The sequence below is a fragment of the Erwinia sp. S38 genome (genome assembly GCF_016624545.1).
GTDB lineage: Bacteria > Pseudomonadota > Gammaproteobacteria > Enterobacterales > Enterobacteriaceae > Erwinia > Erwinia coffeiphila.
The window spans coordinates 422223-442942 of record NZ_JACVTS010000001.1; the positions used below are offsets into that span (position 1 = coordinate 422223).

The 20720-nt window shown below is 51.1% G+C and carries 17 protein-coding genes and 1 pseudogene; 7 read left to right on the forward strand and 11 right to left on the reverse strand.

Features of this window, described 5'->3' with window-relative positions:
• Nucleotides 1-55: 55 nt before the first annotated feature.
• The 7 genes and pseudogenes from cutC to IBT46_RS01905 form a co-directional block, all read right to left on the reverse strand.
• Nucleotides 56-2533, reverse strand: coding sequence for a choline trimethylamine-lyase (gene cutC / locus IBT46_RS01875; RefSeq protein ID WP_370569370.1), 2478 nt, complete (start codon nucleotides 2531-2533; stop codon nucleotides 56-58).
• Between the two features lie 159 nt (nucleotides 2534-2692).
• Nucleotides 2693-4060, reverse strand: a pseudogene (locus IBT46_RS01880) (acetaldehyde dehydrogenase (acetylating)); the annotation flags it as partial.
• A gap of 495 nt (nucleotides 4061-4555) precedes the next feature.
• Complete coding sequence (locus tag IBT46_RS01885; protein WP_200543489.1) at nucleotides 4556-5074, reverse strand: FidL-like protein; 519 nt, start codon at nucleotides 5072-5074, stop codon at nucleotides 4556-4558.
• Nucleotides 5071-5865 (reverse strand): winged helix-turn-helix domain-containing protein, encoded by a 795-nt coding sequence (locus IBT46_RS01890; RefSeq protein ID WP_200543605.1) that lies wholly within the window; start codon nucleotides 5863-5865, stop codon nucleotides 5071-5073. The genes IBT46_RS01885 and IBT46_RS01890 overlap by 4 nt, the downstream gene beginning before the upstream one ends.
• A gap of 302 nt (nucleotides 5866-6167) precedes the next feature.
• On the reverse strand, nucleotides 6168-6986 hold the full coding sequence (gene nlpA / locus IBT46_RS01895; RefSeq protein WP_370569371.1) for a lipoprotein NlpA: 819 nt from the start codon (nucleotides 6984-6986) through the stop codon (nucleotides 6168-6170).
• 164 nt (nucleotides 6987-7150) lie between these two features.
• Nucleotides 7151-7411, reverse strand: coding sequence for a helix-turn-helix domain-containing protein (locus tag IBT46_RS01900; RefSeq protein ID WP_200543491.1), 261 nt, complete (start codon nucleotides 7409-7411; stop codon nucleotides 7151-7153).
• A 113-nt stretch (nucleotides 7412-7524) separates the two neighbouring features.
• Nucleotides 7525-7782, reverse strand: coding sequence for a helix-turn-helix domain-containing protein (locus tag IBT46_RS01905; protein WP_105592551.1), 258 nt, complete (start codon nucleotides 7780-7782; stop codon nucleotides 7525-7527).
• Nucleotides 7783-7903: 121 nt separating this feature from the next.
• Here IBT46_RS01905 and IBT46_RS01910 point away from each other — a divergent pair, with 121 nt between their 5' ends.
• Nucleotides 7904-8218, forward strand: coding sequence for a helix-turn-helix transcriptional regulator (locus tag IBT46_RS01910; RefSeq protein ID WP_200543493.1), 315 nt, complete (start codon nucleotides 7904-7906; stop codon nucleotides 8216-8218).
• A 23-nt stretch (nucleotides 8219-8241) separates the two neighbouring features.
• Here the strand turns inward: IBT46_RS01910 and ampH are convergent, their stop codons facing one another.
• Nucleotides 8242-9366, reverse strand: a complete 1125-nt coding sequence (ampH, locus tag IBT46_RS01915; RefSeq protein WP_234479916.1) for a D-alanyl-D-alanine-carboxypeptidase/endopeptidase AmpH — start codon at nucleotides 9364-9366, stop codon at nucleotides 8242-8244.
• Between the two features lie 347 nt (nucleotides 9367-9713).
• Nucleotides 9714-12008: a phosphatidylglycerol--membrane-oligosaccharide glycerophosphotransferase gene (gene opgB / locus IBT46_RS01920; RefSeq protein ID WP_200543607.1), complete on the reverse strand. Its 2295-nt coding sequence runs from the start codon at nucleotides 12006-12008 to the stop codon at nucleotides 9714-9716.
• A gap of 813 nt (nucleotides 12009-12821) precedes the next feature.
• Here opgB and IBT46_RS01925 point away from each other — a divergent pair.
• Nucleotides 12822-13973: a porin gene (locus tag IBT46_RS01925; RefSeq protein WP_200543495.1), complete on the forward strand. Its 1152-nt coding sequence runs from the start codon at nucleotides 12822-12824 to the stop codon at nucleotides 13971-13973.
• 52 nt (nucleotides 13974-14025) lie between these two features.
• Here the strand turns inward: IBT46_RS01925 and IBT46_RS01930 are convergent, their stop codons facing one another.
• On the reverse strand, nucleotides 14026-14415 hold the full coding sequence (locus tag IBT46_RS01930; RefSeq protein ID WP_105592547.1) for a tautomerase family protein: 390 nt from the start codon (nucleotides 14413-14415) through the stop codon (nucleotides 14026-14028).
• 167 nt (nucleotides 14416-14582) lie between these two features.
• Between IBT46_RS01930 and IBT46_RS01935 the strand changes: the two genes are divergently transcribed.
• The 5 genes from IBT46_RS01935 (at nucleotide 14583) to mug (ending at nucleotide 18760) form a co-directional block, all read left to right on the forward strand.
• A complete protein-coding gene (locus IBT46_RS01935) occupies nucleotides 14583-15503 on the forward strand; it encodes a LysR family transcriptional regulator (RefSeq protein ID WP_200543497.1) in 921 nt (306 codons plus the stop codon).
• 156 nt (nucleotides 15504-15659) lie between these two features.
• Nucleotides 15660-16121 (forward strand): heme-degrading domain-containing protein, encoded by a 462-nt coding sequence (locus tag IBT46_RS01940; RefSeq protein ID WP_200543499.1) that lies wholly within the window; start codon nucleotides 15660-15662, stop codon nucleotides 16119-16121.
• Nucleotides 16122-16182: 61 nt separating this feature from the next.
• Nucleotides 16183-17139: a WD40 repeat domain-containing protein gene (locus IBT46_RS01945; RefSeq protein WP_200543501.1), complete on the forward strand. Its 957-nt coding sequence runs from the start codon at nucleotides 16183-16185 to the stop codon at nucleotides 17137-17139.
• A gap of 13 nt (nucleotides 17140-17152) precedes the next feature.
• On the forward strand, nucleotides 17153-18187 hold the full coding sequence (locus tag IBT46_RS01950) for a tartrate dehydrogenase (RefSeq protein ID WP_200543502.1): 1035 nt from the start codon (nucleotides 17153-17155) through the stop codon (nucleotides 18185-18187).
• Nucleotides 18188-18241: 54 nt separating this feature from the next.
• Nucleotides 18242-18760: a G/U mismatch-specific DNA glycosylase gene (gene mug / locus IBT46_RS01955; protein WP_200543504.1), complete on the forward strand. Its 519-nt coding sequence runs from the start codon at nucleotides 18242-18244 to the stop codon at nucleotides 18758-18760.
• Nucleotides 18761-18833: 73 nt separating this feature from the next.
• On the opposite strand, the gene rpoD is transcribed toward mug, so the two are convergent.
• Entirely contained in the window at nucleotides 18834-20678 is a 1845-nt protein-coding gene (gene rpoD, locus IBT46_RS01960) for an RNA polymerase sigma factor RpoD (protein ID WP_105592541.1), read from the reverse strand.
• Nucleotides 20679-20720: the final 42 nt, after the last annotated feature.

The window sequence follows — 20720 nt, forward strand, 5'->3', positions numbered from 1 at the left end:
ACCTCATGAATCTGTGTGAACGTCCTTGTTCATCGTTCTTCCCTGTGGATTACCCTCAGAATCCGTCAATTACCGTACGGCTGATAATTTCATCCTGAACCTCTTTGCACAGCTCAACGAAGTAGGCACTGTATCCCGCCACGCGCACAATCAAGTCGCGATATTTTTCGGGCTCCTGCTGGGCTTTTTTCAATACTTCGTTGTCGACATAGCTGAACTGCATCTGGCCATTGCCCATAATTGAGGCGGTGCGCAGCAGCGTGATCAGACCTGTACGGCCTTCAGGCGTGTCGAGCAGCCCTTTCAGGAACTTGAAGTTGTGCACCATGCCGATGTTCATGGTTTCCACGTTCATTTTGCTGACCGACTTGATGATTGCCGTTGGCCCCTGTTTGTCAGCGCCCTGGGTTGGGCTGATACCATCTGACAACGGCATCCAGGCAAGGCGGCCGTTAGGTGTGGCGTTGGTTAGCTCACCAATTGGCGTGTTGTTAGAAATCGACAACGTGCCGTGGCTGAGGGTGGAGTAGAGCATGTCGTATTTACGGCACTCTTTCTCGGTCCATTCGGTAATGTCGGCGGCATACTGGTCAACGTAGTTATCGTCATTGCCGTATTTCGGCGCGTTCAGACAGTCGCGGCGCATTGCCTCGTAGCCTTCGAAGTTGGCCAGCAGCGCATCACGCAGCTGTTCCAGCGTGTATTTCTTATCTTCGTAAACCAGCTTGCGAATGGCGGCCATTGAGTCAACGTAGGTCGCCAGCCCGGAGAAGATCAGGCCAGGGCCGTGGTTAATCATTGCGCCGCCTGCGGCAACATCTTTACCGCTTTCCATACAGCCCTCGACCAGTAGAGACATCAGCGGTTTTGGTGCGACGTCACGGTGTACGCGCTGGCTGATAACGGTTCCGATAGCCGACAGGCGAACAATATGCTCAACCTGCTGTTTGACCGCAGCGTCAAACTGTTCGAAGGTACGCAATTCACGCAGATCGCCGGTATCCAGGCCTTGATGACTGTCAAACAGCACCATACGCCCACGGTTCAGCACAAATTCAATGGCCATTGGCCACTGGGTATAGCCGGTGGAGGTCCACTGATAGATACGACCCGATTTCTGCGGTTCCACGCAGCCCATCAGGCAGTAATCACGCGCATCGTCGAAATCAAAACCTTTGCGCAGCATCATGCGAATATGCGAGTCATCGAAGTGACAGGCCGGGAAGCCCATTCCCGCTTTCACTACGTCGACAATTTTCTCCATGTATTTCTGCGGTGACTGGTTGTGAATACGGCATGCCAGCGATGGCTGGTACACTTTCACGAAGCGGACCGCATCCATAATCAGGTAGGTCAGATCATTACAGGCATCGCCACCCGTGCGTTTCTGGCCACCGACCGTGAGGTTGATAAAGGGCTGATAGCCAGCAAAGTACTTCGCGCCTGATTCGCTGGACATCCACATCAGCTCGGCACATTTGATGATGAAGGCCTCCATCATTTCCAGTGCGCTCTCCTCGGTGAGGCGGCCTTCACGGATATCGGCTTCATACATCGGGTAACAATATTGATCGACGCGGCCCAGAGACAGACCGGTCTGGTTTTCTTCAACTTCAAACAGCGATTCGACGGTCCAGATACTTTGCAGCGCTTCCTGCAGCGTTTTTGGCGGATTAGCCGGTACGTTTTCGTTAACCTGTGCAATGTTCAGCAGTTCGGCTTTACGCTGCGGCTCTTTCTCCGCCGCCGCCAGTTCGCGGGCGTGTGCTGCTATACGCTTAGCGTAGTTAACCACGCCGGTGCAGGTTTCAATTGCCGCTTTGTAGAAGTAAATCCGGTCTATATCTCCCGGGTTTTCCATACTCAGTGCCGCCAGATGGGCTTCGGCATCGGCTTTAATTCCGTTCATCCCTTTGGTAAACAGCAGTACGTCGTAGCCAGGGCAGGTATCGCCGCCGCCGTTAATCTGGTGATACGAGAGATCGCTGACGAAGGTTTCACCACTGAAAGCCCATACGCCGGCTTCGCGATACTGTGCTTCACAGATCTCATCCAGCGAACGGCCTTCCCAGAAAGGAACGATTTCTTCACGGATAGTTTTTTTATCTTCTTCGCTGATGACGAAAGGATCCTGTGGACGAGTGCCCATCGTGTCCAGTTCGTCCCGCACCCAGCGCCAGGCAATATCCGGTGAGAACGCTCCAGCCCGGGGCTTGCCGCAAGGATGGCCCACGATCAGTTCCTGGTCCTGAATCAGGATTGGTGCCGTTTCACAGGCGTGGCGGAAGGCTTTTGCTCGCAGCAGGATAACAGGCAGGCCGGGGTTGTTTTTTACCACCTCGGTAAATGCTAAAGCACGATAAATTGAAACGCTTGGTCGTGCTTCAAGGTAGTGCTGACGAAGATATTGCAGCCGCGGTGATAGCCCCTCAGTCACGCTGTGCTGGGGCTGAGTGGCAGGAATATCTGTGGCGCTGAAGCTTTTCTTCGGCACAGTGTTATGTACGGGAGTCGCTAAAGTATCATGTTCCATATTACTCTCCTGAATCTATTCCAGTCGTTCTTAATACGGGTACGAGCTGTGCTCGCGGTGACGGCCACCTGTGGAAGAGGTGGCCATGGCCCAGCGTGTGGTTATTGATGGAGCACCGTTGTTACCGAGCCATACTCATGGCCAGAGAAACGGCTACTGGCGCAGGTCTTCAATCGATCGAACGCCAAATCCGACTTTGCGAATGTTGATCAGGTTCATCGGCCCGACGTTATCGGAGGTAGAGCCGCCGCCAATGGCACCACATCCCAGCGTCAGAGCCGGCGTGAGGTTAGTAGTGGCGCCAATGGCCCCCAGCGCTGCCGGGGTATTGATCAAAATGCGGTGGACGGGTTTTTCCAGACTGAACTGGCGGATAACTTCCTGATTCCGGGTATGGAGCACCAGTGTGTGGCCGAGCCCTTCGTTGTTTAACAACTCCACGACTCGATCGCAGGCCGATTTCCAGTCATCTTCGACGTACAGTCCCAGCACCGGGCACAGTTTTTCGCGCGAGAAAGGATTTTGTTTTGAAACAATGGATTGTACAGAGACAAGTACGCGATTATTGGTTGGAACGCTAAAGCCGGCCATCTGGCTGACGGTCAATGCGGTTTTTCCCACCGTTTCCGGGTTGATGGTATTGTTGGCGCGCATCAGCAGGGCGGAAATTTTCGCGCTCTCCTCTTCATTCATGAAGTATGCACCCTGCGTTTTCAGCTCGCGTTGAGCCTCTTCCCAGATGCAGCGTTCAACGATAATCGACTGTTCGGAAGCACAGATAACCCCGTTATCGAAGGTTTTACTGGTGATGATGTCTTTCACCGCCTGGTGGACGTCTGCTGTGCGTTCGATAAATGCGGGGCCGTTACCCGGACCGCCGCTAATCGTTGGCGTGCCGGATGCATAGGCAGCTCGTACCATGCCTTCACCGCCCGTAGCCAAAATAAGGGAGACGTCTTTACTGTGCATCAGTTCCTGCGTTGCTTGCAGGGTCAGTTCGGTAATGCCGCTGACGATACCCGCCGGTGCTCCTGCGGCTTCAGCGGCCTTTCTTACAACGTCGATAGCTTTCCAGCTGCATTCACGTGCGCCAGGATGCGGGGAGAAAACGATGGCGTTGCCGGATTTCAACGCGATGATGCTTTTATAGAAGATGGTAGAGGTGGGGTTAGTGGAAGGGACCAGAGCGCATATCACACCTAAAGGCACGCCCACATCCATCACTTTTTTTTCGTTATCTTCGTGGATAATTCCCACAGTTTTCATGTCTTTAATTGATTCATAAAGGAAGGTTGATGCGAAGGTATTTTTAAGTACCTTATCCTGCCAGTTGCCAAAGCCGGTCTCTTCACAGGCCAGTTTTGCCAGAGGTTCGGCCTGGGCAGCTGCTTCTTTGGCAATGTTTTTTACGATGGCATCAATTTGCTGCTGTGAAAATGTGGCCAGAACCGCCTGTGCTTTCTTAGCATTACGTACCAGGTCCCGCGCGTTCTGCCGGGAGAGTAAATCCTTATCCATTGTCATCATCAGTTATCCTTAATCAGGGTCAATAAAGAAAACCAGGCGCATCAAATTGTTGCTTTGAGGCGATGAGTTCACTATCGCCGATACGCGGTTGAACTTGTGCTGAACAACAGCAATAAGAACACCGACTACATCGTGATTAAAATGCGTAACGAATGCTCTTAAGCTCACTATATCCTTGAATATGGAAATCAAAATTTAAATTCAGATTGTTGAGTTTTTTAGTTTTTTCATCTGAAATTTAGCATTCGTAAGTCCTGCATTTACTTGTCTGTGCTGATTTTTACTGTGGCTGTGGTTGATTAAGCATGCCTGATTTCCAGGTTATTCGCAGGCGTGTCACTTTGTTAGCCCGATGCTAATGGTTTGAATATGAGTAAAGACAACCCCTCATAAAACTGTGGCATGCTTCATATTTCACTGGGTTTTTTAGCGTAGCGCTAAATACATAATGTGCTGTTTTTCAGCCTTGCGGATAGGACGGTGGCGTTATTGAATTTAATTGAAAGTGCTGCCGGATTTTAGGGTGCAGATATATAAAGGTGAGTTGATTGAGCTGAATAACACGGTTTTGCTGCTTAGCTGGCGTGCATTCAGAAACAGGCCATCGCGACTGTCTGACATTTCGCGCATGAAATAGTCGAAGATGATATCGGGCGACCTGTCTATCGAAGAGGCGCTCGCCTGCCACTGATTAATCATATAGTGGTTTTCCGCCGCTGAGACGTGTCTGACGCTATAGGCAAATTTGACATAGCGCTGAAGATAGAGGGAGCCTTCATCCGAATCGGTATAGCCTTCCACCACCATAGAGCCTTTACCGCCAGGGCCGAAGTTGAAGTGAACCGAACCGTTCACGTTTTCCTTATCCATATTTTCAAATCGCATGATGACTCGCGACGAACAGTCAATCTGCGTTGAATCCTGGTGCGGTAGTAAACGCCAGCCGGTAAATGCCGCTGTTGCGCTAAATATCATCAATGAAACGGCAAAAAAAGATCTGGGAGACATCTTCATTTTGGCTCCCATGAATAATAAAAGTAGTTATCACAGTAACCGAAAGGGATATTGCCATGAATGGCGCAGTGAGCGAGGAAAACGCGACCTAATCCTTTGGTCTGTAATTTGTCACTGTAGAAAAAAATGTACCGCTGCCCAGGATTGCAGGTAAGGTTAAGTTCATGTAAGACATTTAAAAAATTTTTTTCATAGTCGTGATTGGCCACCGATCCGACCATATCCGTTGTACCTGATAATTCACAGCCCTGGCCTGAAACAGAAACGGGGGAGATAAAAACCGGATTGAGACGGTTAATTAAGGAAAAGGGAAGCATTAAGAGTGATAAAACCAGCAATACGGCGCTGGCCATATTCCAGTTGATTTTTCTGACCGCTGGAGAGGCATGATGTTCTTTCGCCAACTTCGGTGGCGTCGTCTGCTCAGAATGTGGTTCTGGTACGGGCTGAGGGGAAAGACTATCGAGCATCTCGACTGCAATATCCGGATTAAACTGCAAATTACCCCGCGAAATGGTCAGAATAATATTTTCTATATCGTAGTGGCGGAATGTTTTGCGCAGCATGCTCAGATACTGATTCAGATTGCTGTTTGATGATGTTAAGCCGTTATCGTCCCAGACTTTTTTTAGGACTTCTTCCCGGTTAACAACCTCCTGATGCTGCAGGAAGAACAGCAGTAGCGCACTGGCAGTAATCGAGAGCTGAGTATCCGGAGCATTACTGCCCGGCAGCGAAATGGTTCCGTCTGCTGCGTCATAAATAAGACTGGCGTTAATGTTGTATCGCATTGGCAGCTCATCCATGTTGCCCGTCATTAAGCAAAGTCATTATGAGATTGCTTACCCATGTCTCAGTGAGGTTCTCCGTGGTTGAAAATGGTCAGATCGAAACAGGAAAGTAGCCAGTCAGGAAATTTATTTTACAGGTCGGATCATACCGATGAGCAGGTATGATCCTTCTTGATCGCGATCAACGGTGTGCGGCGTCGTTGAAGATTATCCAAATACTGTGTGGTTTTTCACAAATATTTGATTTTAGTAATCTAAACAACTGACAATGTTAATCGTTATGGCACGGTGATTGAGTGCGATTACCAGCCTGCCACGGCACCGCCATTGAAGATTTTATCCGCAGCGGCCGCCACTTCCGGCGACTGATAGGATTTAATAAAATCGCGAACGTTCTCAGCGTCTTTGTTCTCTTCGCGAGTCACGATGATATTCACATAAGGTGACTGCTTATCTTCAATAAATACGCTGTCACGCACTGGATTCAGTCCGGTTTGTTGAATATAGGTGGTGCTGATAATTGCCACCGTCACTTTGGCATCATCCAGCACGCGGGGCAGCTGTGCGCCTTCCAGCTCCATGATTTGCAGATGCAGTGGGTTAGCGGTGATATCCACGGCGGTTGGCAACAGCCCGGTATCTGGCTTGAGCGTAATCAGCTTTTCTTTTTGTAACAGCAACAGTGCCCGGCCAAGATTGGTGGCATCATTTGGGATGGCGATGGTGTCGCCATCTTTCAGTTCACTGATTGTTTTGATTTTTTTTGAGTAACCAGCCATTGGGAAAACGAACGTATTGCCAACCGCAACCAGTTTATAACCATGGGCTTTATTATCCTGCTCAAGGAACGGTCGGTGTTGGAACACGTTGGCATCCAGATCGCCGCCTGCCGTGGGTTCATTAGGCAGCAGAGAACCGCTGAAACCAACCAGTTCAACATCTAATCCGTATTTCTCTTTTGCGACCGTTTTCGCGACTTCAGCGACATCCTGCTCCGCACCGTTAATGACGCCAACTTTAATATGATGGCTGTCAGCGGCTTTCTGATCGCAGCCGGTGAGTAGTAATCCCAGCAGGAGTGCCGTAGTGGTAACTGAGCGAGTTATGGCAGGCTTGAACACGATATTTTCCCTGAATTCAAAGAGGTAGAAGGCTGTCAAATAACCGTAATTCCGCGATCGAGTCAACCGTTCGCTCATATGATAAAAAAGAACAACTTATAACCGGATGATGTAAGAAACGCGTGAGAGGCTATCTGGTGTGGTTTTCGTGGTAGGCGGGTGCTTTAGTTTGAGCCGTTATGGCGCTCATACCAGTGCTCTATGATGTCGGCCAGTTCATCTTCCTGCGTGTAGAAATAGCATGCGGGCACGCGCAGAATGGCAGCCAGGCGACAAACCAGTTCAAAATCGGGTGTATGAATACCGCGCTCGTATTGGTTCATTCGGGTACTGGCGGTGGCTTCGTCAATTCCGGCTAAAATCCCCAGCTTCTGCTGCGATATCTTCATCCTTGTTCGCGCTTGTTTTAAACGTTGTGGCAGCATGTCGATCCTGACTTCTGAACAGATAACAGGATTCTCTTAGCCGCTCGAATAAAATGTACTAAGTAGAACTTAGTCTAATCGACAGGGGCGTAACGGGGAATGCGTTTTAGCTTTTAGTGTGATTTATGCTGCGAGTACCAGGCCAGCACCAGCCTGGCCAGTTCATCTTCCACCGTATAAAAATAGCAGGATGGCACGTCCAGGATAACGGCCAGACGGCATACCAGTTCAAAATCAGGGACGTGAATACCCCGTTCGTACTGGTTCATACGGGCACTGGCTGTGGCCTCGTCAATTTGCGCTAAAACGCCCAGTTTTTGCTGCGATAGCCCTTTTCTCAGGCGAGCCTCTTTTAAACGATGTGCCAGCATAATAATCCCGGTATTGAAACAATTAACGGGATTCTCTTAGTTGCTAATGCAAATTGTACTAAGTAATGCTTAGTGTTAGATTGAGCATGAAACAGGAACTCACCGACACGCAGAGGATGCTATGACGAAACGAAAGGATATGCACAGTGCAGATATTATTGCTGCGATTAAAAAACGTAAGAATTCACTGGCGGCACTTTCGCGTGAGGTAGGGCTGAGCTCGGGGACGCTGGCGAATGCACTGAAGAAACCCTGGCCAAAAGGTGAGTTTATTATTGCCGCTGCCCTGGATATGCACCCATCAGAAATCTGGCCAAGTCGTTATTATGATAAGCGCGGGCGTTTGCTCCCGCGCGAGAAGCTTATCCGCCGCACACAGGGTGATGTTACGGCGGATGGTTCAGCATTAACTGAAGAAGCGGGGGACGCAGAATGAAATGCATACCGAACATAACACAATCAGTTTGCCATAATGCTGGCGGCCAGCTGGGCGCTGCCTGACGAGTTACCAATCATCTCGGTAAGCAGGTTATTGACGCCATCACTCATTGGCGTGAAGCGGGTTTCATTCGAGCGGGCGACAACAATAAATACACCTACGCTGTACTGTGGTACCATCGCCATATAGGTAATAAAGCCGCCACCTCCACCGGTTTTTTCAATGATCCCCGGCCTGCCTTCGCGCGGAGCCATGTAAACCCATCCCATACCGAGTGCATCTGCACGCCCGGGGACATCCATTCCCTCAACTTTGGTGAGCTGGCTACGTTGGTAAATCATCGTTTGTAGCCGGTCAACATGTGCGCTACGCGCCTGTACATCGGATGACAGGAACTGCTGCATCCAGCGACCCATATCATCCGGTGTGGAGTAAACCCCACCGCTGCCAATGGCAGCCAGTGAGTTATTGCACGGGCTGGGGTTCTTCGCCGGGATAATCAGGCGTGCGCACTGGTCCGGTGAGGGGGTGAAGGTGGTGTCTTTCATCCCCAGAGGGCGGGTCACTTTTTCCTGCAGCAGGGTCGGATAGGGTTTACCTCCGGCTTTTGCCAGGGCGTCACCCAATAAATCAAAGGCTAAATTAGAGTAAGAAGCAACCTGACCGGGAGCTGACTTTAGCTGCGCGGTACGCAGCCACGCCCAGCGCTGGCTGTTAGTAGGCCAGGTAAACACCGGCCGCATCGCTTTACCACCGGGTTGCTCACGAGGCAGGCCGCTGGTATGTGTCGCAAGGTTAATCAGGCGGATGGGCTGCCCGTTCCAGGCCGGTACACGGGCACCGGCAGGGGCGTATTTACTAAGAGGATCGTCCAGCTTGAGCCGACCTTCTTCCGCCAGTTTGACCATCAGTTCGCTACTCATCAGCTTGCTTAGCGAGGCGATACGAACCAGTGAATCTTTTGCCGGTGGCTGTTTGCTTCCGGGGCGCACTACGCCGCGGCTGGCGAAGATACGCTGGTTGGCATCAATGGCGACAATCGCCATCCCGCTGGCTTTGGTGTTATAGAAAATATTATCGGCGTAGCGATTAACCAGTTCGGAGGCCAGCAGCGGATCGGGCGTTTTCTGCGCCTGGCTTTGCATTGGCAGAGCAAGCACAGGTAAAAATATCAGGGCGTAGCGCAAAGATTTCAACGGGAAGGCTTTCCTGTGAGTGAATGGTTACTACGCCATAGTAATTTTTCTGTTTTTTACTGCAAGCCCTTCATGTGAATAAAAGTGTCACGACAGGTATCGAATGGAATCAATAGCGAGCAGGTGTTTCATTCTGGTAGAAAATAAAGCGCAGTAAATTAACAACGGTTTCGAAATAACCCTCGTGAAGGCATAAAAATGCCGCCAATAGTACAAGCCGGGCGTTTGGTTAGCCGAAATTCTATATTTATCATTCGATAAAATGACAAGCGCCCCCGATGAAGGGGGCGGGTTGTTTACTGCTGTGGCGATACTTCCAGGTCGATAAGTCCGATGCCCAGCCGACGGGCAGCAAAACCATCAACGGTACCCAGCGTTGACTCGACCGGTTCTGGAGGTACCAGGATGATACTGCGCGCACCTGAAGGATTGTTAACCTGTAACGTCAGGGTAGTATCGCTTTCGCCCAGAGAGATCTCCTGCTGCCAGTCACCCACCTTAACGATGACCGGACGTAATGCGTTGTTGCCAAAGGCGCGCGCCGTCAGCTTCAGCTGGAACGCTTCAGGCAGCGGTTCCAGGTACTGTATAGTCACTTGCGGTAGCAGATTCGCATCAGACCAGCGGCCCCATGGCTCAACGTAGGACATACCGGTGATTTTCAGTACCTGCTGCGGTAGCCCGGGCAGGTTAAACAGAATGCGGTCCGAGCGATATTTTAAATCGGCATCGGCGATTCGCAGGCGGGTTACGCTGCGCTGATACTGTTCGTCACTGCTGCTGTTGGTTGGGGTAAAGGTGATTTTCCCCAATGTACTGCCCGGTTTGAGCTGTTCAATATGTGGTTTCGCATTCAGCGTGCCGTTGGCAACGCATAGCCCATTATTCAGCGTCAGGGATTCGTCCCATACGCTGCCGATTTTGTAACAGCGATCGGCCCAGACAAATTTTTCATCAGGGGCAAATCTCGCCAGCTGCTGTTTCAGAGGCGTTGCCAGATAGGCATCAAGCTTGGGTTCAATCTTGTTTGGCATTACCGATAAAAGCAGCGGCAGCTTAAAGTGGGAGCCGGAGAAACTGAATGTATTATTGTTGCTGTCTATTTTGTAATCCGAAATCGTTTTCGGGAAGTTCCACAGCTTTATAACGTCGGGCTTCCACTCGTTAATCTTTTCTTTGATATTCAGATAAGTGGCAGAAAGTGACGTGGATGAAAGCGAACTGCGCCCCAGACCGATAAAGTTATCGCCACCCATGGCATCCAGTACGGTCGCACCGTTATCCAGCGTACTGCGTTTGGCCGTGATAACTTTGCTGCTGACGTTGTCGCCGCGCAGCATAAAGAACAGGTCGCGACGATCGTGCTGGTTCAGGTACTTAAAGGCGGTGTTGTTCATCGCCAGGTGATCGGAACCGACAACGATAATGGTATTTTTGAAGTACGGTGTTGCACGTATTCTTTCAATCAGCCGGGCAATATGTTCCTGGCCGCAGGCGACGGCAGCAAAAGACTTATTCTCTTTTCCATCAAATGGATAAGACTTTCTCTGACAGCTGCGGGAGATGAATCCATCTGGATGATGGGTATCTACGGTGAGTGCGAACAGCGAGAAAGGCTGATTTTTCTTCGCCAGTTCCAGATATTTATCGAAGACGATATCAAGCACGGTATCGTCGTACCATCCCCAGTCGTTACGATAGTTCTGATCTTTCACCATGCTTTTCAATTCATTGAAACCATAAATATGGTCGAAGCCGTGGGAAGTGAAGAACAGATCTTTGCCGGCAAAGCTCAGGCTGGCTCCCTGATAGAAATAGTTCTGATAGCCGGATGCCTTAAGGATGTCACCCAGGCAGACGTTTTGCGGATAGAAGGTGGAAAGCGAGCTGGACGCGTTGCCATCAAAAGGAGCAAACAGCGGGATGCCGCACTGTGAGGCGACAATACCGGCAATCGTATATTCGGTCCCGGGCAGCTGTTCAGTGTTGCTGAAATCGAGTGAGTCCGCTTTGATCTGATTCAGCTCCGGAGCCAGGCCGGGAAACGCTTTATCATCAAAGTAGGTGCGTTCCAGGCTCTCCGCGTAGATGTAAACCAGATTTGGGCGATCGCCGCGCAGGTTCTTCCCCGGCACCTTATAGTGACTGTAAAAGTCGGAATCCCCTTTTGCGACCTGTGATTTGATCAGATCGCTAACCTGCTGGTACGCCGGCGTTGTTTTAATGGATGCCGCCGCGAGCACCAGCGCCAGCAGGCTATACAATTTGCTGTAATTATGGTTTTTACGCAGACGTAAAACCCAGGATAAAAACAGGAATAGCAATAATAAACCGACGATCAGGCCGACGGCTGGCATAATATATTTTTGTAATCCTGCGCCACTCAGACTGCTGGTTATTGTATAGATAACCGCATCATTAATTCCTTCGCCGGTGAAGTAATTACTGGCAAAAAGAGAGGCATTTAGAATGATATAGATGCCGAGCAGCGCCAGCACGGCAGAAAACCACAGCTTATGTTGCCCCCCCTTCCAGGTGTAGATAGCAGCAGAAGCGACAAACAATATTAAAGATAACCATTCTGAAACCATTGGATCGATTTTACCCTGTGTGTGACGCAATCCCTGTCAGGTAGCGGCGAGATGAAATGATTCGAGTTAACGAATTAATTTAACGCAGCGAATTATCTCTGGCAATAATTGGGGGTGACAGCGAAATGTGAGTGTCGAGGCCATTCAAGCCTGTCCGTTTAGGTTTTGTTTAACTTTCCCGGGAGTAAACGTAACTAATGTTAAGCAAAGCCGGTTTAACTCAGCTTGCAATGGCAGGGATATAAAACTCTTTTATATCATTAATTTATTTCTTCGTTATCTGCCATGTACTCTCACAGTGTTGATGAGAGAATGCATACGGTGAGCGATTGGGTAAATATTGCTAATCTTTCTTTTCATTCTGCAATAATTACAAAACTCAGATGCGGCTCACATTCTCAATGGCTGTTTGGCACTTCTCTTTCGTTTGCGGGTAGGCGTCACATCAGCCTGTTATGATGGGAAAAGACCCACGTGAAGGAAGGGGGGACGGTCGTAATGGCGAACCCCATCTCCTTCTTTACCCTGACGGCCAGGGCGATAACTTTCCGGTGTTTTGCGCGACGGCAAGTGAATTTCTGCGTTATGCAGCATGATTTTTAAGCGAACAAATAATGCTATTGTTTAACTAGTATATAGGAAGTAAGCACAAAATGATTAATTGCGATTGTTTTGAAATATATTGAAAACAAATATTGGTTATTTACTAAGAGAAAAAAGCACAAAATAATAAGGTTGGTGTGTTTTATATTGGTTTTTCCAGTGTAATATTTTGTTCAATATTTATTTTCCAATATTACACAGGAATACAAGATGTTAATTAAAACACGTACGCTTGCTCAGGCAGTGGCGCTGGGACTGATTGTGGGCAGTGCTTCTTTCGCAGCCAATGCTGAAATTACCCTTTTGAAACAAGATCCTCAGGCAGGCGATCCGCTTAGCCGCCTGAACTTTACCGTGGGCGGCAGCATTCGACCACAGTTCAACAATATGACCGGCGATGGTGATAAAGGTTCATATAAAAGAAACGGTTTTGATGGCGGTACGCGTTTCCGTTTCGCGGCAGATTATTATCTGTTCGATGATATTAGCTGGATCAGCTATTACGAGCTTGGTGTGAATATCCCGGCGCTTTTCGACTGGGATAACCATCATGCCGATGGTGCAAATAATACTTCGCGTCGTATGCTGTATACCGGTCTTAAAAGCGCAACCTGGGGCCAGTTGACCTTTGGTCAGCAGAACAGCGTCTACTACGATGTTGTCGGCGCTAAAACCGATATCTGGGATTACGACATGCTGGGCCAGGCATCGGGCAACGGGATTAACGGCGATTATGACGGCTCTTACCGTAGCCGTAAGATGCTGAAATACAAAAATACTTTAGGAAATACAGACTTTTACGCTTCCTATCTGTTCTCCGACAATGAGTACCTGCCGGGTAACGGCCTGCGTTACAAACGTCAGGGCGGCGGCTCGCTGGGTGTGGACTACCACATCACGAAAGATCTGACCTGGGGTACGGCATGGAACTATACACGTGCTGAAATGCGCAATCCTGGCAACGGTGATGATAAATCCTACGATCAAAATATCTTCGGTACAGCACTGAGCTGGACGCCGGAAAACTGGACCTTCACCGCCGGCGGTGGCTGGTATGATAATTTCCTGACCACCAAGCAGGCTAACGTTCACAACTACTTTGCCGGTGATGCGTGGGGTATTGAATATCTGGCAGGTTATACCATTCCGGTACAGCAGTACGGGCTGAAATCAGTGATGCCGTATGTGATGGGTGACCGTCTGGAGTACGTAACTGGCCGCAACTACAAGCGTATCGACAACGGTCTGGGTGTTACCTTCAAGCTGGATTACGGCTTCCGTGTTGACTACGAACACGTCTTTACCTCAAGCACCGACAATCTGGGTGATATGAACCTGGTGCGCCTGCGCTACGACTTCTGATTTAACTGTGCTCCCCGACGGCTGTCGGGGAGCGTCTGCATCTGAATACGTCTTACAGTTCGCCGGTCAGGTACTGTGCCACGCCGTTACCGAAACTCCAGTCTCCTTTCTCATTAGTGATAAAGGTAATCATCACATCTGAAGGCAGGATACCGCAGCTCTCTTTAAACTCGCGGCATAGCTCCGCCATAAAGAATTGCTTCTGCTCGCTACTGCGTGGGCTGGTAAATACCCGCACCATCACCAGATTATCGGTTCGCTGTAAACCCAGACCGGTATCTTCAAATACCATCTGGTAACCTTTGTTTTCGTGAACAATCTGGTAGCGATCGCGCTCCGGTACTTTAAATGCTGCCAGCACTGCACGGTGCGCGGCATCAAGCAGCGTTTTCAGCTCTGACTCGGAACGGCCCTGAATAACATCAAATTGCAGTAATGGCATAATAACCTCGACACTCTCTATTGCTGGTTTTATTGGGCTGGTTCGCTGTGCTTTTATGGAAAGCTGTCAGCCTCTCCTGCTCGTCTCTGGTGATAAATTTACCCATAAACTCCGTTGGGAAAAAGCGCTATACTTGAATTGATTATTTACTATAGTGAACAATGTCGATGAAAGAACTGAAGACCGATGCGCTGTGGACGCATCTGCACTGGCTGACGGTGCTGGCCGAGCAGGGGAGTTTTACCGCCGCGGCCGATCGTCTGGAAGTCAGTAAGGCGGGGATGTCGCAGAAGATTAAAGAGCTTGAGCAGCTGGCGGGTGTGCCGCTGGTGACGCGAACCACGCGCAGCGTACGATTGACCAGCGCGGGTGAAAAGCTGGTTGACGATCTGCGAGCGCCGTTTGCCCAGATCGAACAGAGTTTTTTCAGCGTGCGTGATTCTGCCGGACCGCTGCGTGGCCTGGTTCGGGTCACTGCACCGGTGGCATTTGCCCGCCAGCAGCTGGTGCCGCATATCACCGCATTTCTCCGCCAGCATCCGCAGGTCAGGGTACAGCTGGAGGTCTCTGACCGGCTGGTTTCTCTTGCCAGCGAAGGGTTTGATCTGGCTATTCGCCACAGTAACACCCTGCCGGAAACCCACGTCGCACTGCCGCTGTGTACGACCCGTGCGCTGGTCGTGGCATCACCGGATTATCTGGCACGCTACGGTACACCGGAGACGCCGTCGTCACTGAGCGAGCATCAGTGCCTGTATTATCCACGCGGCGTGGAACCTCCCCGCTGGAGCTTTCAGCCTCTTTCCGGTGGTGAAAGGCTGGCAGTTAACGTCAGCGGCCCGTTTGCCACCAATAACAGCGAATCGATCCGCGATGCGGCACTGGAAGGATTGGGGATCGCACTGCTGCCGGATTTCAGTGCTCAAGCGGCATTAAAGGAGGGGAAGCTGATTCAACTGCTGCCAGAGTGGCAAACCGTCGGGGCTTTTGCCGATATGCTTTATGTTGTGCGCCCGTGGTCGGCCCAGGTGCCGCGCGCGGTAAGTGGCTTTATCCACTGGCTGCGTGAGGCATTTTCTGCCGGGTGAGCGCTTCACTGTCAAGCAGGGCATGATTGCCCTTTGTTACAGGAAATAGTTGATCTGCTTCTCAAATAAAATATTTATTTCCTTTTGTGATTTATTGGAAAAATAACTTCATTTATCCTGCAAGCCTGATTTCGTCAAACTTGCCGGAGATGTTTTATGTCAGCCATTCCCAGCCTTGAAACGCTGTTACAGCAGGAAGCCACCGTTCGCGTTAGCCAGTTTGATTTTGATACCGCATGGAAAATTGGCTCGCTGATCCGTGAGCGTGCCGTCAGTGAGAAGATGCCGGTCGCCATTGAAGTGTTTGCGTTTGGACAGGTGTTGTTCAGCACCTCGCTGAGCGGTTCGAGTGCGGAAAACCTTGAGTGGATTGCACGTAAGCGCCATACCGTCCTGCGCAATGCCCACTCCTCGCTCTACACCCAGGAGCTGAATAAGTCACAGGGCACGCCGATGTCCGAGATGAACTACATGGACCCTGAGCGTTACACCGACAGCGGCGGCAGCTTCCCGATCTTGTTGGGTAACGGCGGCGTGATTGGCACGGTCACCGTCAGCGGTTTGCCTTCTCATGAAGATCATGCGCTGGCCGTCTGGGCCATCCAGCAGGTGCTCTGAACCCTCATCGTGTAGCCGGATGAACTACCCTTATAGTGTGATAAAACTAAGGGGTATCTGTATGCCGCTAACCGATCGCCAGTTTGGCCTGATTGCCGTTGATAAGCAGGGCAGCAATGTCCTGTTTCTCAATCCGCAGACCTTTGCCGTAGAGCGCGAGCTTAACGCTTTTCCGCCCCGTCCTCATGAGTTGCTGATCCTGCCCAAACAGCGCAAGGCCTGGGTGCCGATCTACGGTGATGGTATCCACGGCGATAACCCCCATCCCGGTCATAAAATCGCGGTTATCGATCTGGCATCTCGTGAGCTGACGGGATTTATCGATATCAGTCCGCTGGAGTCACCGCATACCGGACGGGTGGGTAGCGATGGTTACGTCTATATGTGTTGTGAAAATAGCGCGACGATTTTGATACTCGATCCGGAAAGTGAACGGATGATCGGCCATATTCCGCTGACTTCATACAACAGCCACCGACTGACCATTTTGCCGTCCGGACGTAAATTATTTACCGATAATGAAGAGGATGCGACGATTACCGTCGTCGGACTGGCTAACGGCAGAGGTGAAGTGCTGGATAATATTCTGATGCCGGGGCCTATCAGCGGTATTGCCGCCTCGCCGCTCTATCCTTATTTGGTCGCTACCGATGCGCGGCGACCGCTGCTCTATGTGGTTGATGCGCAGAGCCATCGTATTCGGCAGCATCTGCCGCTGAACGGCCACAATAAAGCAGCACAAATTACCCGCTTCAGCGAAGATGGTTCCCTGCTGGTGGTCATTGGCGATAGCGAGCCCGTTATCAGCCTGTATGATGCCACCCTGAGTCCACTCGGGCAGATCGCCGTCGGCCATAAACCCATGGATGGCTGCTTCAGCCCGGACAACAGCCAGCTGCTCATCGCAAACGAAGATGACGGTACGCTGAGCGTGATCGATCTGGCCAGCAGGCAGGTGATTGCCACGCCGTCGGTCGGCCGCGGCTGTGAAGTGCTGAGCTATTTTGCCCTGAATTAACCTAAGGAGAGTCATGAAAAGTTATCAAGTGGCGTTGATCCCCGGAGACGGTATCGGCGTGGATGTGACTGATGCAGCCTGGCAGGTACTGGAACACAGCGCGGCTAAGTTTGATTTTTCCCTCAGCGGTGAGCGTTTCCCGTGGTCCTGTGAGTACTATCTTGAGCACGGTGAGATGATGCCGAAAGACGGTATCGATAAGCTGCGCCAGTTCGATGCCGTATTGCTGGGTGCCGTAGGCTGGCCGGAAAAAGTGCCTGATAGCGTGTCATTACACGGCCTGCTGTTGCCCATCCGCAAGCAGTTCGATCTGTTTGCCAATGTCCGCCCCCACCGCCTGCTGCCCGGTGTAGAAGGCCCGCTGCGTAGAGGTGATTTCGATATCCTCTGCATTCGTGAAAATACCGAAGGCGAGTACAGCGGGGCTGGTGGTCGCATTCACCAGGGAACGGCGGATGAGGTTGCGGTTGAAACCTCTATTTTCACCCGGCGTGGCGTTGAACGCATCCTGCGTTTCGGATTTGAGGCGGCGCGCAAGCGCAGCAAGCGTCTGGCATCGGTGACCAAATCCAACGCACAGAAGTTCACCATGGTGATGTGGGATGAAGTCACCGAGGAGATCGCGAAGGAATATCCTGACGTCAGCGTAACCCGTTATCATATTGACGCCATTGCAGCCCGCATGGTGATGAACCCGGAAACCCTGGATGTCATTGTTGCTTCCAATCTGTTTGGCGATATTCTGACCGATCTGGGTGCGGCGATTCAGGGGGGACTGGGCTATGCTGCTTCAGCCAACCTTAATCCGAATCCGGGTGTACCCTCGATGTTTGAACCGGTACACGGTTCCGCTCCGGATATTGCCGGTCAGGGGATCGCCAATCCGATTGCGGCGATCTGGTCAGCGGCGCTGATGCTGGAGCATCTGGGTGAAACCAGGGCGGCTGATGCTATTCTGCATGCCGTTGAAGCGGTTACCGCAGAAGCAAAAGTGAACGGTGGGTTAACAACGGCGGAAATCACCGCAGCGGTGATCGCCGCTATCTGATTTCAATCCGGGCCTCTTAAATCAGGAGGCCCGTCTGAAAGGAGCCTTTGCTGTATGGAAGCGCACGGTATTACCGATATTATTCAGCCCGGCCTGCGGGTGTTGTTCTGTGGTATCAACCCCGGAAAATCTTCAGCTCATACCGGCTTTCACTTTGCCCATTCCGGTAACCGATTCTGGAAAACTATCTTTCAGGCAGGATTTACCCTGAGCCAGCTCAAACCGGAACAGGAACAGCGTCTGCTGGAAACCGGCTGCGGCATTACTATGCTGGTGGAGCGTCCGACCGTACTGGCCAGCGAGCTTGCAGGCAACGAACTGCGTGACGGCGGGCTGGCGCTGAGGGAAAAAATCGAACGCTATCGACCGGCGGCGCTGGCCGTTTTGGGAAAACAGGCCTATCAGCAGGCTTTTCGCCGTAGCAAAGTGGAGTGGGGCAGGCAGCCGGAGTTAATCGGTGATACGGAGGTCTGGGTTCTGCCTAATCCCAGCGGGCTGAATCGTGCTTCGCAGGAAGAAATGAGCGCGGCCTATGCGGCGCTGGAGCAGGCGCTGACGGCGCGCGGCGTTTGAACGATTAAAAAGACAAAAGTCCCACTAAAAAAATGGCCCCGTAAAGGGGCCATTCTGTTACGCGATGCTTCGATTAATCATCGAGGAAGCTGCGCAGCACTTCGGAGCGGCTTGGGTGACGCAGCTTGCGCAGCGCCTTCGCTTCGATCTGACGGATACGCTCACGCGTTACGTCAAACTGCTTGCCCACTTCTTCCAGCGTGTGGTCGGTATTCATATCGATACCGAAACGCATACGCAGAACTTTCGCTTCACGGGCCGTCAGGCCTGCCAGCACGTCGTGGGTGGCAGAACGCAGGCTCTCAGAGGTGGCAGAGTCCAGCGGCAGCTCCAGCGTGGTGTCTTCGATAAAATCACCCAGATGTGAATCTTCATCATCACCAATTGGCGTCTCCATGGAGATTGGCTCTTTGGCAATTTTCAGCACCTTGCGGATTTTATCTTCCGGCATCAGCATACGCTCAGCCAGTTCTTCCGGCGTCGGCTCGCGCCCCATTTCCTGCAGCATCTGACGGGAGATACGGTTGAGCTTGTTAATTGTCTCAATCATATGCACCGGGATACGGATGGTACGCGCCTGGTCAGCGATAGAACGGGTAATTGCCTGACGAATCCACCATGTTGCATAAGTCGAGAACTTATAACCACGACGGTATTCAAACTTATCTACCGCTTTCATCAGGCCGATGTTGCCTTCCTGAATCAGGTCGAGGAATTGCAGACCACGGTTGGTGTATTTCTTCGCGATAGAGATAACCAGACGCAGGTTAGCCTCAACCATCTCTTTTTTCGCACGGCGGGCTTTCGCTTCACCGATAGACATACGACGGTTGATGTCTTTTACCTGCTCGATAGTCAGACCGGTTTCTTCTTCAATCTGTTGCAGCTTCTGCAGACTGCGATAGACATCTTCAGAAACGTCGTTCAGCTTCTCTGACCACGGTTTGTTCATCGCCAGTGCGGCTTTGAACCAGGTTTCGCTGGTTTCATTACCAGTGAACAGAGTGATGAAGTTTTTCTTCGGCATCTTACACAGTTCAACACACAGCTTCATGATCAGACGTTCTTGAGTACGAACGCGGTCCATCATGGTACGCATGTTGTTCACCAGGTAGTCGAACTGCTTCGGTACCAGGCGGAACTGCTTGAACACGTCGGAAAGGTTCTGAATTTCAGCGATAGCATCAGCGTGGCTGCGGCTCTTCGCTTTAATCACAGTGCGAGTGGCTTCATACTGCACGCGCAGATCGTTAAACTTCTCACGGGCCAGTTCAGGGTCGATGCTGTTGTCATCTTCCGAACTGTCGTCGTCAGACTCTTCGTCTTCATCTTCGTCGTCATCACGCTCTTCTTCAGAGAGTTCAGAACCGACGTGCGTTGCCGTTGGGGCCAGATCTTCTTCAGCATTGGGATCGACAAAGCCGATAATCAGATCGGACAGACGTGCTTCACCTGCTTCTACGCGATCGTACTGTTCCAGCAGATAGGTAATGGCTTCAGGATATTCCGCGACGGAGCACTGAACCTGGTTGATACCATCTTCAATGCGTTTTGCGATATCGATCTCGCCTTCGCGCGTTAACAGCTCAACGGTACCCATTTCGCGCATGTACATACGCACCGGGTCGGTTGTACGACCGATTTCAGATTCAACGCTGGATAAGACCTGAGCGGCGGCTTCTGCAGCGTCTTCATCGGTGTCGGTGCTGTTTTCGTTCAGCATCAGATCATCGGCATCAGGTGCTTCTTCTACCACCTGGATGCCCATGTCGTTGATCATCTGGATGATGTCTTCGATCTGATCGGAGTCGACGATATCTTCCGGCAGATGGTCATTGACCTCGGCATAGGTCAGATAGCCTTGCTCCTTACCACGGGTGACAAGAAGTTTCAGCTGTGACTGCGGGTTTTGCTCCATAAGACGGTATCCACACTTCTGTTAAATTAGATTGGTGTCGGT

What these genes read in the sequence shown, in the direction of transcription:
- IBT46_RS01935 (WP_200543497.1), top strand. Translation starts at nt 14,583, where the DNA reads ATGAAAGAACTGAAGACCGATGCGCTGTGGACGCATCTGCACTGGCTG.
- opgB (WP_200543607.1), bottom strand. Translation starts at nt 12,008, where the DNA reads ATGGTTTCAGAATGGTTATCTTTAATATTGTTTGTCGCTTCTGCTGCT.
- cutC (WP_370569370.1), bottom strand. Translation starts at nt 2,533, where the DNA reads ATGGAACATGATACTTTAGCGACTCCCGTACATAACACTGTGCCGAAG.
- ampH (WP_234479916.1), bottom strand. Translation starts at nt 9,366, where the DNA reads ATGCAAAGCCAGGCGCAGAAAACGCCCGATCCGCTGCTGGCCTCCGAA.
- IBT46_RS01950 (WP_200543502.1), top strand. Translation starts at nt 17,153, where the DNA reads ATGAAAAGTTATCAAGTGGCGTTGATCCCCGGAGACGGTATCGGCGTG.
- mug (WP_200543504.1), top strand. Translation starts at nt 18,242, where the DNA reads ATGGAAGCGCACGGTATTACCGATATTATTCAGCCCGGCCTGCGGGTG.
- IBT46_RS01930 (WP_105592547.1), bottom strand. Translation starts at nt 14,415, where the DNA reads ATGCCATTACTGCAATTTGATGTTATTCAGGGCCGTTCCGAGTCAGAG.
- IBT46_RS01945 (WP_200543501.1), top strand. Translation starts at nt 16,183, where the DNA reads ATGCCGCTAACCGATCGCCAGTTTGGCCTGATTGCCGTTGATAAGCAG.
- IBT46_RS01940 (WP_200543499.1), top strand. Translation starts at nt 15,660, where the DNA reads ATGTCAGCCATTCCCAGCCTTGAAACGCTGTTACAGCAGGAAGCCACC.
- IBT46_RS01885 (WP_200543489.1), bottom strand. Translation starts at nt 5,074, where the DNA reads ATGAAGATGTCTCCCAGATCTTTTTTTGCCGTTTCATTGATGATATTT.
- IBT46_RS01890 (WP_200543605.1), bottom strand. Translation starts at nt 5,865, where the DNA reads ATGCGATACAACATTAACGCCAGTCTTATTTATGACGCAGCAGACGGA.
- IBT46_RS01910 (WP_200543493.1), top strand. Translation starts at nt 7,904, where the DNA reads ATGACGAAACGAAAGGATATGCACAGTGCAGATATTATTGCTGCGATT.
- IBT46_RS01900 (WP_200543491.1), bottom strand. Translation starts at nt 7,411, where the DNA reads ATGCTGCCACAACGTTTAAAACAAGCGCGAACAAGGATGAAGATATCG.
- rpoD (WP_105592541.1), bottom strand. Translation starts at nt 20,678, where the DNA reads ATGGAGCAAAACCCGCAGTCACAGCTGAAACTTCTTGTCACCCGTGGT.
- IBT46_RS01905 (WP_105592551.1), bottom strand. Translation starts at nt 7,782, where the DNA reads ATGCTGGCACATCGTTTAAAAGAGGCTCGCCTGAGAAAAGGGCTATCG.
- IBT46_RS01925 (WP_200543495.1), top strand. Translation starts at nt 12,822, where the DNA reads ATGTTAATTAAAACACGTACGCTTGCTCAGGCAGTGGCGCTGGGACTG.